Annotated in this window: 13 protein-coding genes; 2 read left to right on the top strand and 11 right to left on the bottom strand. The window is 65.3% G+C overall.

What is annotated here, in order from left to right:
• Window positions 1-50 precede the first annotated feature (50 nt).
• The gene (gene der, locus ACNJX8_RS23970; RefSeq protein ID WP_439356982.1) at window positions 51-1,433 is read left to right on the top strand and encodes a ribosome biogenesis GTPase Der; all 1,383 of its coding nucleotides are present in this window, start codon (window positions 51-53) and stop codon (window positions 1,431-1,433) included.
• Window positions 1,430-2,686 carry a TCR/Tet family MFS transporter gene (locus tag ACNJX8_RS23965; protein WP_439356980.1) on the top strand — a complete coding sequence of 419 codons (1,257 nt, stop codon included), beginning with the start codon at window positions 1,430-1,432 and terminating at the stop codon, window positions 2,684-2,686. Before der ends, ACNJX8_RS23965 begins: the two co-directional genes overlap by 4 nt.
• 96 nt (window positions 2,687-2,782) lie before the next feature.
• Here ACNJX8_RS23965 and ACNJX8_RS23960 read toward each other — a convergent pair whose 3' ends face one another.
• The 11 genes from ACNJX8_RS23960 to ACNJX8_RS23910 form a co-directional block, all read right to left on the bottom strand.
• Window positions 2,783-4,009, bottom strand: coding sequence for an ABC transporter substrate-binding protein (locus ACNJX8_RS23960; protein WP_128934300.1), 1,227 nt, complete (start codon window positions 4,007-4,009; stop codon window positions 2,783-2,785).
• A 287-nt stretch (window positions 4,010-4,296) separates the two neighbouring features.
• On the bottom strand, window positions 4,297-5,037 hold the full coding sequence (locus ACNJX8_RS23955; protein WP_439356978.1) for an SDR family NAD(P)-dependent oxidoreductase: 741 nt from the start codon (window positions 5,035-5,037) through the stop codon (window positions 4,297-4,299).
• A 142-nt stretch (window positions 5,038-5,179) separates the two neighbouring features.
• Entirely contained in the window at window positions 5,180-6,703 is a 1,524-nt protein-coding gene (gene purF / locus ACNJX8_RS23950; RefSeq protein WP_091895062.1) for an amidophosphoribosyltransferase, read from the bottom strand.
• Window positions 6,704-6,730: 27 nt separating this feature from the next.
• Window positions 6,731-7,360 carry a CvpA family protein gene (locus tag ACNJX8_RS23945; RefSeq protein WP_091895012.1) on the bottom strand — a complete coding sequence of 210 codons (630 nt, stop codon included), beginning with the start codon at window positions 7,358-7,360 and terminating at the stop codon, window positions 6,731-6,733.
• A gap of 167 nt (window positions 7,361-7,527) precedes the next feature.
• On the bottom strand, window positions 7,528-8,973 hold the full coding sequence (gene radA, locus ACNJX8_RS23940) for a DNA repair protein RadA (RefSeq protein ID WP_439356976.1): 1,446 nt from the start codon (window positions 8,971-8,973) through the stop codon (window positions 7,528-7,530).
• Between the two features lie 19 nt (window positions 8,974-8,992).
• Window positions 8,993-9,721, bottom strand: coding sequence for a sulfite exporter TauE/SafE family protein (locus tag ACNJX8_RS23935; RefSeq protein ID WP_439356974.1), 729 nt, complete (start codon window positions 9,719-9,721; stop codon window positions 8,993-8,995).
• 57 nt (window positions 9,722-9,778) lie between these two features.
• Window positions 9,779-10,696: a ribokinase gene (locus ACNJX8_RS23930; RefSeq protein WP_439356973.1), complete on the bottom strand. Its 918-nt coding sequence runs from the start codon at window positions 10,694-10,696 to the stop codon at window positions 9,779-9,781.
• A 10-nt stretch (window positions 10,697-10,706) separates the two neighbouring features.
• Window positions 10,707-11,153 carry a ribose 5-phosphate isomerase B gene (rpiB, locus tag ACNJX8_RS23925; RefSeq protein ID WP_439356971.1) on the bottom strand — a complete coding sequence of 149 codons (447 nt, stop codon included), beginning with the start codon at window positions 11,151-11,153 and terminating at the stop codon, window positions 10,707-10,709.
• A 66-nt stretch (window positions 11,154-11,219) separates the two neighbouring features.
• Window positions 11,220-12,014 (bottom strand): transporter substrate-binding domain-containing protein, encoded by a 795-nt coding sequence (locus ACNJX8_RS23920; RefSeq protein ID WP_439356969.1) that lies wholly within the window; start codon window positions 12,012-12,014, stop codon window positions 11,220-11,222.
• Window positions 12,015-12,033: 19 nt separating this feature from the next.
• Complete coding sequence (locus ACNJX8_RS23915; RefSeq protein WP_439356967.1) at window positions 12,034-12,792, bottom strand: amino acid ABC transporter ATP-binding protein; 759 nt, start codon at window positions 12,790-12,792, stop codon at window positions 12,034-12,036.
• A 1-nt stretch (window position 12,793) separates the two neighbouring features.
• Window positions 12,794-13,462 carry an amino acid ABC transporter permease gene (locus tag ACNJX8_RS23910; RefSeq protein WP_249761204.1) on the bottom strand — a complete coding sequence of 223 codons (669 nt, stop codon included), beginning with the start codon at window positions 13,460-13,462 and terminating at the stop codon, window positions 12,794-12,796.

Genomic DNA, 13,462 nt, shown 5'->3' with positions numbered 1-13,462 from the left:
TATTCTCCATTGCATTGACAGGCGCAGCCCCGGCAGCGCACGAATGACCGATGTCCTTCACGATCGCCATCATCGGCCGGCCCAATGTCGGCAAATCGACGCTGTTCAACCGCCTGGTCGGACAGAAGCTCGCGCTCGTCGATGACCTGCCGGGCGTCACCCGCGACCGCCGCGAGGGTGAGGCCAGGCTCGGCGACCTCCAGTTCATCATCATCGACACCGCCGGCCTCGACGAGGGCGCCAAGGGCTCGCTGACCGCGCGCATGCAGGAGCAGACCGAGACCGCGATCGCGCAGGCCGACGCGCTGTTCTTCGTCATCGATGCCCGCATCGGCCTCACGCCCACCGATCGCGCCTTCGCCGATTTCGCCCGCAAGGCCAACAAGCCGGTGCTGCTGGTCGCCAACAAGAGCGAAGGCAAGCACGGCGATGCCGGTGCGATGGAGGCCTTTGCGCTCGGCCTTGGCGATCCCATCCAGATCTCGGCCGAGCATGGCGAGGGCATGGGCGAGCTTTACGATGCGCTCAGCCAACTGATGCCGGAGCCCGTCGACGAGGACGAGGCCGAGGACGACGCGCCGCTCTCGGAGGAGGAGGCGGCGACGCGCCCGATCCGGGTTGCCATCGTCGGCCGGCCCAATGCCGGCAAGTCGACGCTGATCAACCATCTGCTCGGCGAGGAGCGCCTGCTGACGAGCCCGGAAGCCGGCACCACGCGCGATTCCATTGCAGTGGAGATCAACTGGAAGGGCCGCGATTTCCGGGTGTTCGACACCGCAGGTCTGCGCCGGCGCTCCCGCATCGAGGAGAAGCTGGAAAAGCTCTCGGTCGCCGACGCGCTGCGTGCGGTGCGCTTTGCCGAAGTCGTCGTGCTGATGATGGACACGCAGAACCGCTTCGAGGAGCAGGATCTGCGCATCGCCGATCTGATCGAGCGTGAGGGCCGCGCTGTCGTGCTCGCCGTCAATAAATGGGACCTGATGGAGACCAAGGGCGGCGGCGCGATCTCGAGCCTGCGCCGCGACGCCGACCATTGGCTGCCGCAGCTCAAGGGCGTGCCAATCGTCGCGGTATCGGGCCTGATGGGCGGGGGCATCGACCGCTTGATGCAGGCGATCCAGGATGCCTACGCGATCTGGAACCGGCGCGTGCCGACGTCGGCACTCAATCGCTGGTTCGAGCAGGCGATCCAGGCCAATCCGCCGCCCGCGGTGTCCGGCCGCAGGCTGAAGCTGAACTACATCACCCAGAACAAGGCGCGCCCGCCGAGCTTCGTGCTGTTCTGCTCGCGTGCCGATGCGGTGCCGCAGTCCTACTTGCGCTACCTCACCAATTCCATGCGCGAGACCTTCGATCTGCCGGGCACGCCGGTGCGCATCACTTTGCGCGAGAAGGCTAATCCCTTCGCGCACAAGCGCAAGCGGCCGTCGTGAGCGACGGGGCCGGCGAGGCGATGGCGCAAGGCGCGGCGCCGGTCCGGCGCGGCGCGGTCGCGTTCATCTTCGTCACCATCCTGCTCGACATGCTCGCGCTCGGCGTGATCATGCCGATCCTGCCGAAGCTGATCGAGAGCTTTGTCGATAACGACACCGCGCACGCGGCCCGCATCTTCGGCCTGTTCGGCACCGCCTGGGCGCTGATGCAGTTCGTGTTCTCGCCGCTGCTCGGCGCGCTGTCGGATCGGTTCGGGCGCAGGCCGGTGGTGCTGCTGTCGAATTTCGGGCTGGCGGCCGACTACGTGCTGATGGCGCTGGCGCCGTCGCTGGTCTGGCTGTTCATCGGCCGCGTGATCTCCGGCATCACCTCGGCGAGTATCTCGACCGCCTTCGCCTATATCTCGGATGTCACGCCGCCGGAACGGCGTGCGGCAATCTTCGGCAGGATTGGTGCGGCCTTCGGTGCCGGCTTCATCCTGGGCCCGGCGCTCGGCGGCCTGCTCGGCGACATCGATCCGCGCCTGCCGTTCTGGGCCTCGGCCGCCCTAAGCTTGGCCAATGCGCTCTATGGGCTCTTCGTCCTGCCGGAATCGCTTTCGCCCGACAAGCGCGCGCCGTTCCACTGGAGAAGTGCCAATCCGATCGGCGCGCTGCGCCTGCTGCGGTCCAATGCGGTGCTGGCCGCCTTGTCGGTCGTCAATTTCATCGCACAGGTCGCGCATGTCGTGCTGCCCTCGACCTTCGTGCTCTATGCGACCTATCGCTACGGCTGGGATTCCAAGACCGTTGGACTGACGCTCGCCATGGTCGGCATCTGCGCCATGGTGGTGCAAGGGCTCGCCATCGGCCCGATCGTGCGCGCGCTCGGCGAGCGGAACGCGCTGCTGCTGGGCTTGTGCTGTGGCGCGATCGGCTTCGTGGTCTTGGGCGCTGCGCCGACCGGTCCGCTATCCTGGCTCGGCATTCCCATTTTGTCGCTATGGGGCATCTCCGGTGCCGCCTCGCAATCGCTGATGACGCGGCTGGTCGCACCCGATCAGCAGGGCCAGTTGCAGGGCGCGACCGCAAGCGTGCAGAGCGTGTCGCAGCTCGTCGGCCCGTTCCTGTTCACGCTGACGTTTTCCTATTTCATCGGCGCCAGCGCGCCGCTGCATCTGCCGGGCGCGCCGTTCCTGCTTGCGGCGGTGCTGATGGTGGTGTGCGTGGCGATCGCAATGCGGTCGCTGGCAGCGACGAAGACAATCTCGTAGGGTGGGCAAAGCGGAGCGTGCCCACCGCATCTCGATGTCGCGGAGAGATGGTGGGCACGGCGCTTAGGCGCCTTTGCCCACCCTACGGGATCTCGCTTACTTCTTCACCAGCGGGCAATCGCTATCCTTGAGCGGCTTGGCCGCGTCTTCCGGTGCGATGGTGGCGACCAGCTTGTAATAGTCCCACGGTCCCTTCGACTCTTCCGGCTTCTTCACCTCGAACAGATAGGCCGGGATGAGGCGGCGGCCATCGGCGCGCAGCGGGCCCTTGCCGAACAGCGGGTCGTCGGTCGGAAGCTCCTTCATCTTGGCGACGACCTTGGCGCCGTCATGCGGATTGCCGCCAAGCGCGTCCATCGCCTTCAGGTAATGCAAGATCTCGGCATAGAGGCCCGCGACCGTCATCGAGGGCATCGATCCCTTCGGCGAGACCTTCTGGAAGCGCTTCGACCATTCGCGCGTCTGGTCGTTGAGATCCCAGTAGAAGGACTCGGTGAAGGTCAAGCCCTGCGCGGTCTTCAGGCCGAGCGAGTGCACGTCGTTGATGAACAGCAGGAGCGCCGCGAGCTTCTGACCGCCGGAGACGATGCCGAACTCGGCGGCCTGCTTGATCGCGTTCGTGGTGTCGCCGCCGGCGTTGGCAAGGCCGATGATCTTGGCCTTCGAGGACTGCGCCTGCAGCAGGAACGAGGAGAAGTCGGCCGTGTTGAGCGGGTGCTTGACGCCGCCGAGCACCTTGCCGCCGGTTGCCGTGACAACGGCGCTGGTGTCGCGCTCCAGCGCATGGCCGAAGGCGTAGTCCGCGGTCAGGAAGAACCAGCTGTCCCCGCCCGCCTTGGTCAGCGCCTTGCCGGTGCCGTTGGCGAGCATGTAGGTGTCGTAGGTGAAGGAGATGGTGTTGGGCGTGCAGGCCTTGCCGGTGAGATCTGCAGTGGCAGCACCCGAATTGAGCAGCACCGAGTTCTTTTCCTTGACGAGGTTGCTCACCGCAAGCGCCACGCCCGAGCTCGGAGTATCTGCGATGGCGTCGACCTTGTCGGCGTCGATCCATTGCCGGGCGATGTTGACGCCGATGTCGGGCTTGTTCTGGTGGTCACCGGAGAGGACCTCGATGGTCCAGCCCTTGGCCTTCAAGCCGGAATCCTCGACCGCCATCTTCACCGCGGCGACCGAGTTCGGGCCGCCGATGTCGGCATAGAGGCTCGACATGTCGTTGAGCACGCCGATCTTGACGGTCTTGTCCTGCGCGTAGACGGATGTGGCAAAACCGAAAGCGGCACAGGCCAGAAGGGCCGCGGAGCGGCGTGCGAATGTCGTGGTCATGAAAGGTTTCCTCCATTGTCAAATATGCGGACGGCTCTCTTGCGAAGCCTTGTTTCCGGCTGATGGCTCTAGCCTGTCCCACGGCCGGCGGCAATGCGCCTAAAGCCGGATGACGCTGTGTCGTAGCGTCATCCATCGGTTAACTTTTGGGGAAAATGCGTTGAGACGCTATTTGAGAGCGTCCGATGTCAGCTTGAATTTCTGGATGCGCTTTCGATCTTGCCGATCCGGGTCACGAACTTGCCGTTTTGCGTGAACGTCAAGATTGCGTTGTCGGTCCGCGTCAATCAAGCCGGCGCGCGGAAGCTCATCAGGCTGCGCGTCTTGTAATCGTAGAACTTGCCGGTCTCGGTCCAGTCAGGCGCGCACATCGGCACGATGAATTCGGCGACCTGCTCAGGCGTGTCGAGCGTCGCCGGATCCTCGCCCGGCATCAGGGTGGCGCGCATGCGGGTGCGGATCGGGCCGGGGTTGAACAGGTTGACGCGCAGCTTCGTGTTCGCGGTTTCCTGCGCCCAGGCGCGGGCCAGCGTTTCCAGCGCGGCCTTGGACGCCGCGTAGGGGCTGACATAGGCGGTGGCCTTGTTGGCGGCACCCGAGGTGATGAACACGGCGCGGCCGGCATCGGACTGCTTCAACAGCGGCTCCATGCAGCGGATCAGCTGGAAATTTGCGGAGACATTCACGGCCATCACGTCGTTGAAGGCCTTCAGCTCGATATGACCGATCGGCGAGGAGGGTCCGAGCACGCCGGCATTGCCGACCAGGATGTCGAGCTTGGCGTAGCGCTCGTGCAGGCCGGCGCCCAGCCGCGCGATGCCGTCGGAATCGGTGAGGTTGAGCGGCACCAAGGTGGCGCTGCCGCCGTCCTTCCGGATCTCGTCATCGAGCTCTTCCAACCCTCCTTGCGTGCGTGCGACCGCAACGATATGCGCGCCGGCCTTGGCCAGCGCGCATGCCGTGGCATAGCCGATGCCGCGCGAGGCGCCGGTGACGAGAGCGATGCGGTTGGCGAGGGGTTTTGTCATGGCAAAGTTCTATTCATCGTCGTCCTGGCGAAAGCCAGGACCCATACGCCGGGTTTGTTTGGCTTGGAAGGCGGTTGTCACACCTTCTTCGAGCCATTGAAGCCTGTGGTAGTGGGTCCTGGCTTTCGCCAGGACGACAGGATCAACTCGCCTCCGCCAGCAGCGACAATTGCCGCGGCTGCGGCTCGGTCTGGGTCTGGTCGGTGAGGTGGGTCGGATAGGCCCCGGTGAAGCAGTGATCCGAGAATTTCGGATTGGCGGGGTCGCGGCCGGGCTCGCCCATGGCGCGGTACATGCCGTCGATGGACAGGAACGCGAGCGAGTCGGCGCCGATGATCTCGCGCATCTCCTCCAGCGAATGCGTCGCGGCGAGCAGGCCACCGCGGTCGGGCAGGTCGATGCCGTAATAGTCGGGATAGAGGATCGGGGGCGAGGCGAGGCGGAAGTGCACTTCGGTTGCACCCGCATCGCGCATCATGCGCACGATCTTCTTCGAGGTGGTGCCGCGCACCAGCGAGTCGTCGATCAGGATGATGCGCTTGCCTTCGATCGCGGCGCGATTGGCCGAGTGCTTCATGCGCACGCCGGATTCGCGGATCGCCTGTGTCGGCTGGATGAAGGTGCGGCCGACATAGTGGTTGCGGATGATGCCGAGCTCGAACGGCACGCCGGAGAACTGGCTGTAGCCGACCGCTGCGGGCACGCCGGAATCCGGCACCGGCACCACGACGTCGACCGGGACGTGGCTCTCGCGCGCGAGCTGCGCGCCGAAATTCTTGCGCACCTCGTAGACCGAGCGGCCGTGGACGATGGAATCCGGACGGGAGAAGTAGATGTATTCGAAGATGCAGGGACGCGGCGCCATCGGCGGGAACGGCTTGTGGATGTCCTGGCCGTTCTCGTCGAACACGATGACTTCGCCCGGCTCGATGTCGCGCACGAAGCGCGCGCCGATGATGTCGAGGGCGCAGGTCTCAGAGGTCAGGATCGGGCAGCCGTCGAGCTCGCCGAGCACGAGCGGACGGATGCCGCGCGGATCGCGCGCGCCGACCAGCTTCTTGTTGGTCAGCGAGACCAGCGCATAGGCGCCTTCGATCTCGCGCAGCGCGTCGACATAGCGCTCGATGAAGCGGCTGCGCTTGGAGCGCGCGACCAGGTGCAGGATCACCTCGGTGTCGGTGGTCGACTGCATCATCGCACCGCTCTTCACCAGCTCGCGGCGCAGCGTCAGGCCGTTGGTGAGGTTGCCGTTATGGGCGACCGCGAGGCCACCGGCATTCAGCTCGGCGAACAGTGGCTGTACGTTGCGCAGGATGGTGGCGCCGGTGGTGGAGTAGCGGACATGGCCGACCGCCATGTTGCCGGGCAGGCGGTCGATCACCTCGTGACGGGAGAACGTGTCGCCGACGAGGCCGAGGCGGCGTTCGCTGTGAAAGCGGTTGCCGTCGTAGGAGACGATGCCGGCGGCTTCCTGGCCGCGGTGCTGAAGGGCGTGGAGACCGAGCGCGGTGATGGCGGCGGCGTCCGGGTGGCCGTAGATGCCGAAGACGCCGCATTCCTCGCGGAGCGTATCCCCCTCCAGGTCGTCCTGGACCTCCAGAGCGGCCGGGCCCAAACCGGCCGTTGGATCGAGATCAAGCTGGGCGTCCTGGTCAGGGTGTCGCATCTCGTCCGCGCCTTTCTCTAGGGCCAATCAACGCGCTGCAGGTTTCTCGATCAGCTTTTTCAGGCTGTCACGAGCGGGTTTACTGTATCCGTCGCCACTGCCCGAAGGCTGCTGCTCGGATTCAGCTTGATCATCATCTGGTTTGTTTTTCTTGAATCTCTTCAAGATGGTGTTCTCGGGGTCGTCGGGCAAGAGGGCCATCAGCCAATCCCCGGTTCCCTGGAGCACCACGCGGGACTTGGCTCCGGTGACCCAGTCCGGACGCTGCTTGTCCGGAACCAGCCAGGTGAAGAACAGGAAGGCGACCACGACGATCAAAAGCCCGCGAGCAAGGCCAAACAGGAAGCCGAGGGTGCGGTCCAGCGCGCCGATGCGCGAATCCAGGATCATGTCGGAGATCCGCACGGTGATCACGGAGACCACGATCAGGGTGCCCACGAACACGCCGGCGACCACGACCACGCTCGCGACCGTGTCGTTGTTGAAATAGGCCTTGGCGGTCGGCAGCAGCTTCGAGAAGGAATACAGCGTCACGATCGCGGCAGCACCCCAGGCAGCGATCGACAGGATTTCGCGCATGAAGCCGCGGACCATCGCGAGCAGGCCCGAGATCAGCATCACACCGAGCAGGATCAGGTCGAGGAGTGTAACTGGCATCGGCTGGTCTGGTCCGCTCGTACTCTCAAAGGTGCTCAGCGAATCGGTGCTTGGCCGCTGCCCTAAAAGAGGGGCAGACGGCGTTCCCGGCAAGGCCGCAACCACGCAATCCCGTGCTGCTTTTGTGACGGCTGTATAGCGGCGGGGGCCTCCGACGTCACCTCCGGCTAACCATCTCCGCGGCGGAATCTTGCTGGTGTGGCATTTTTCTCTGCCGGCCCGTTCGATTCGCCCCGGCGCGAGCCGCGGGCGGCGATTTCGGCGACCAGTGTCGTCAGGCTGTTGACCGCGTTCAGCGACAATCCGGCGTCTCCTCCGGTCTCGCCGCGGGCCGATTCGGGCAGCACGGCGCGCTGGAAGCCGAGTTTTGCCGCTTCCTTCAGCCGGGCCGGGGTCTGCGCCACCGGGCGGACCACGCCGGAGAGCGAGATCTCGCCGAAATAGACGGCATCGGTCGGTAACTGCGCATTAACCAGGGATGACACCAGCGCCGCCGCCGCGGCGAGATCCGCCGCCGGCTCGTTGATGCGCAGGCCACCCGCGACGTTCAGATAGACGTCGTGCCCGGACAGCTTGACCCCGCAATGGGCTTCCAGCACCGCCAGCACCATCGAGAGCCGGCTCGGGTCCCAGCCGACCACGGCGCGGCGCGGGGTGCCGAGCGAGGTCGGGGCCACCAGCGCCTGCAATTCGACCAGGACGGGCCTTGTGCCCTCGATCCCTGCGAACACGGCGGTGCCGGGCGTGCCGAGATCGCGCTCGGACAGGAACAGCTCGGAGGGGTTGGTGACCTCGCGCAGGCCGAGGCCCGTCATCTCGAACACGCCGATCTCGTCGGTCGGGCCGAACCGGTTCTTCACGGCGCGCAGGATGCGGAATTGCTGCGAGCCTTCGCCCTCGAACGACATCACGGCGTCGACCATGTGCTCGACCACGCGGGGGCCGGCGATCTGGCCGTCCTTGGTGACGTGGCCGACCAGGATGATGGCCGCGCCGGTTTTCTTGGCAAAACGGATCAGCGCCTGCGCCGAGGCGCGGACCTGGGTCACGGTGCCGGGCGCGGATTCCACCGTATCTGTCCACATGGTCTGGATCGAGTCGATCACGATCAGCCGAGGGACCGCGCCCTCCGACAGCGTCGAGACGATGTCCTCGACCGAGGTCTCGGCGGCGAGCTGCACCGGCGCATCCGACAGGCCGAGCCGCTCGGCGCGCAGGCGCACCTGCGCGACCGCCTCTTCGCCGGAGATGTAGACGACGCGGTGACCGCCGCGCGCCAGCAGGCTGGTGGCCTGCGTCAGCAGTGTCGATTTGCCGATGCCGGGATCGCCGCCGACCAGAAGCACCGAGCCGCGGACGAAACCGCCGCCGGTGACGCGGTCGAGCTCGGTCATCCCTGACGAGAGGCGCGGCGCATCCGGGCTTTTCCCGGCGAGGCTCTCCAGCGAAAAGGTCCGGCCCTTGCGCTTGGAGCGGATCGACACCGGCACACTGCCACTGGTGTCCTCCTCAGCGAGCGTGTTCCACTCGCCGCACGATTCGCACTTGCCCTGCCAGCGGTTATAGGCCGCGCCGCAGTTCTGGCAGACGAAGGAAAGACTGGATTTGGCCATGGGGAATAGCGAGTCGTGCTCAAGGAGATTGCGTCGCGTTCCATAGCATGGAGACCCCAGCCGCGACCATGATCGCGTCCATCAGCAGGCGAAACATCTCCGGCTTCAGGTGCAGCACGAAGCGCTTTGCGATGAAGGCGCCCGACATCAGCGAGCCGCCCGCGATCAGGCCCTTGACGAAGACCTCGCCGGTCAGCGCGCCGAAGCGCTCGAACGTCACGGATTTCGCGAAATAGAGCCCGAGCGAGGAGGCAGCTTCAGTGGCGAGGAAGGCGCCCTTGCTGAGCCCGTAGAACAGGAACAGCGGCACGCTGAGCGGGCCAGTCGAAACCACGATGCCGGTGAGATAGCCGATGATTCCGCCGCCGATGGCGAGGTGCCAGAGATTGGCCTTGAGGTCGTGCCGCGCCAGCCAATGCCGCACCGGCACCATCGCGATCAGGAAGATGCCGATGGTGAGATCGACGGCATGCGAGGGCAGTGCCAGCAGCGTTCGCGCGCCGAGCGCTGCGGCCGGAATGCCCGTCACCGAATAGGCTGCGCAAGCCCGCCAGTCGACCTCGCGCCACCACGCCAGGATCCGTGAAAAATTCGCCATCACGGAGGCCACCGCCATGATCGGCACGGCTTCCTTCGGCCCATAGGCATAGACCAGCACCGGCATCAGCATGATCGACGAGCCCGTGCCGACGATGCCGGAAATGGTGCCGGCGATGAGGCCGACGCTGAGGACGAAGAGAAAGGCCAAGACGATCTCCGCGAATCGGGAGAGTTTAGCCGTGGTCAGCGATGCGGGCGATCCGTTCTAGGCGAGGGAACCCAATGCGCTGCGCATCGGCATGCCGGTCTGTGCGCCGGCCTTGAGGCACTTCAATGCGGCCGCTTCGCAGCTCACCTCGAGCGCGCGTTGCAGCGGCACGCCCTCGCTGACCATCGCTGCGAACGTGCCGACGAAGGTGTCGCCGGCGCCGGTCGTGTCGACCGGGGTGATGCCCGGCGTGGAGGCGTGCAGCGGGGCGCCGTCGGTGGTCATTGCCAGCGCGCCCTGCGCACCTGCGGTCACGATGCAGGTGAGGTTTCCGGCCTTGGCGAGGTGCATAGCAGCCGTTTCGTAGCTGGCCGCCACAAGGCCGATGGCCGCTGCGGCATCCATTGCCTCGTGTTCGTTGACGAGCAGATAGTCGGTCACAGCGAGAAGCTCTGTCACCATCTCACCGGTCATCTTCTCCGGGACCGGTGCGAGATTCCAGATCACGGTGCCGGAAACCGATTTGGTTTTGCGCGCAGCCTCCAGCGCTTGTGCAAAGGGTACCTCCATTTGAAGCACGAGCACAGTGTCGGAATTGAAGAGGTCGGTCGGGAGGTCATTGGCACTCGCGGTGATGTTGGCGCCGCTGGCCACCGTAATCGCGTTCTCGCCGGCCTGATCGACCGTGATGAACGCACAGCCGGTCGGTTCATGGGCCCTGACGATGAGATCGGCGTCGACACCATTGGCCCTGAGATTCTCGATCGCGCTGTCGCCAAACCCATCCCGGCCGACGCGGCCCGCCATGCGCACGCGTCCCGGTCCGGCGATCCGCGCGGCGGCGACCGCCTGATTGGCGCCCTTGCCGCCGAAATGGGTCCGGTAGCATGGCGCGAGCACAGTCCGGCCGGGACCCGGAATGACCGGGACCTCCGCGACGAGATCGATGTTGAGCGATCCGAACAGCAGGATCATGGAGGGGCCGTCAGCCTTGCTCGTCCATGATGCGCAGCTTCTCGACGCGGCGGCGGAAATCCTCGTCGGTGGAGAATTCGGCGGAGAGATAGGACGAGACCAGATCCACGGCGAGCCAGGCGCCGACGATCTGCGCGCCGATGCACATGACGTTGACGTCGTCATGCTCGACGCTCTGATGGGCGGAATGGACGTCGTGGCAGACCGCGGCGCGGATGCCCTTCATCTTGTTGGCCGCGATCGAGGCGCCGACGCCGGTACCGCACACCATGATGCCGCGCGCGGCTTCGCCCGACGTCACCTTCTGCGCCACCGCGCGCGCGATGTCGGGGAAGTCCACCGGCTTGTCGTCATGAGAGCCGACGTCGATGATTTCGTGGCCGAGCTTGCGGATGTGATCGATGACCGTCTGCTTGAGCGGCCAGCCGGCGTGGTCGGATCCGATGACGAGACGCATGTAAGGTCCTTCTTGATGTTGCATTGACCGTGACAGCCGCGTGCGGCCGTCACGGCTTCCTCTGGTTCAGCTGCGCATTTCGGGCGGCAGCTCGACACCATGGAATTTCGTGTAGATCGCATTCAGCTTGCCGTTCTTGACGTTCTCGGTGATCCAGGCGTTGAGCTTGTCCATCAGGCGCTGCTCGCCCTTCTTCAGGCCGATGGCGAGATCGAAGGTCGCCAGCGGAATCCTGGATTCGAACACGCGCGAGGGGTTCTTCACCCCGATCTGGTTGATGATCGTCGCCGACGAGGCGACGCAGTCGACCTGACCGGAAACGGCCGCCGTCACCATGGTGGCATCGTCGTCGTAACGGGCGATCTTGAGCTCCTTGTCCTTCATGTTGGACAGGGTGGTGTCCTGGGTGGTGCCACGCGAGACGCCGATCGACTTGTCCTTCACGTCGGGCCAGTCCTTGACGGTCGACGATTTCAGGCAGCCGACATCGGATTGCAGCGTCGCATAGCGCTTGGTGAAGTCGATCACCTTGGCGCGGTCCGGCGTCACCGACAGGGTCGAGATGATGATGTCGGCCTTGCCGGTCAGGACGTTGGGGATACGGGTCGCGCCGGTGGTCTGGATGAACTCCAGCTCGAGCCCCCAATCCTTGGCGAGCAGCTGCGCCACTTCGACGTCGGAGCCGGTCGGCTTCATGCTGGAATCCATCATGCCCGAGGGCGGGATGGCGAGGTCCGTCGAGATGCGGATCTTCTTCGCTTTCGTGATGTCGTCCAGCAAATCGGCCGATGCCGGCGTCGCGGATATCATGACGAGGCAGCACAGCGCGGTGGCCGTGCCCAGCAAGGTCTTGTTGGTCATCCCTAGTTCTCCTCTCCTGTTATGATTTCAGGTTTCCAGTGCCCACGAATTGCGTGAGTTCGGGCGTCGTCGGCGACGTCAGGATCGAGGCGGGGCCGGTCTCGTGGACCTTGCCGCGATGCATGAACACGATCCGGTCAGCGATGCCTTTGGCAAAGCCCATCTCGTGGGTGACCATCACCATGGTCATGCCATCAGCCGCCAGTTGCTCGATCACCTTCAACACCTCGGCGGTGAGTTCGGGATCGAGCGCGGAGGTGACCTCGTCGAACAGCATCACCTTCGGCTGCATCGCCAGCGAGCGGGCAATCGCGGCGCGCTGCTGCTGTCCGCCCGAGAGCTGCTCGGGATAGGCGTGCAGCTTCTCCTCGAGCCCGACCTGCGCCAGCACTTTTCGCGCGAGGTCCTTGGCGTGCGAACTTGCCATGCGCTTCACCGCGCATGGCGCGAGCGTGATGTTCTGCTCGATCGTGAGGTGCGGAAACAGATTGTAGCTCTGGAACACGATGCCGACGTCCTGGCGCAGTGCGCGCAGATCAACATCGGGGCGGTCGACGCGGTGCCCGCAGACGACGATCTCGCCGCCGTCGACCTTCTCGAAGCGGTCGATGCAGCGCAGCGCCGTGCTCTTGCCGGAGCCGGAGCGGCCGATCAGCGCCAACACCTCGCCGCGCGCGACGGCAAAGGAGACGCCGTCGAGCACCCGGAGCGGACCAAAGCTCTTCTGCACGTCGCGGAGCGACACGATCGGTTCGGGGGAGAGGGCGTTCTGCTGCATGTCAGGCTGTCGCGAGGTTGGACCTGCCGCGCCCCATCCGCCGTTCCAGCCTCTGGCTGAACAGCGACAGCGGATAGCACATGGCGAAATAGGTGACGGCGATGATGGCGTAGATGGCGAACGGCTCGAACAGCGAGTTGTTGACGATCTGGCCCGAGCGCATCAGCTCGACGAAACCGACGACGGAGGCGAGCGAGGTGTTCTTGATGATCTGCACCATGAAGCCGACGGTCGGCGGCGTCGCGATGCGGATCGCCTGTGGCAGGATCACCTTCATCATGCGCTGGGTCCGGCTCAGCGCCAGGCCTTCGGCGGCTTCCCATTGCGGCTTCGGCACGGACTGGATGCAGCCGCGCCAGATCTCGCCGAGATAGGCGGCGACGTAGAGCGTCAGCGAAGCGCCGGCGGCAGCGAGCGGCGAGACCTTGAGGCCGATGGCGGCGAGGCCGAAATAGCCGAGGAACAGGATGACGAGCAACGGCGTGCCCTGGACGAGCTGAACGTAGATGGCGCTGGCGATCCGCATCGATTTGAGCGGCGATATGCGCGCCAGCGCAATCACGAAGCCGACGATGCCGCCGCCGATCAGCGCGATCATGGACAGCCCGATTGTCCACAGCGCGCCCTGGCCGAGGAACATCAGATGATTGATGTTGAGATGTCCGCCCAT

This window comes from Bradyrhizobium sp. SPXBL-04, from assembly GCF_051853035.1.
In the GTDB taxonomy this organism is placed as follows: domain Bacteria; phylum Pseudomonadota; class Alphaproteobacteria; order Rhizobiales; family Xanthobacteraceae; genus Bradyrhizobium; species Bradyrhizobium zhanjiangense.
The sequence above is the reverse complement of the archived record's forward strand: the minus strand, read 5'-3'. Positions and strand labels throughout refer to the sequence as shown.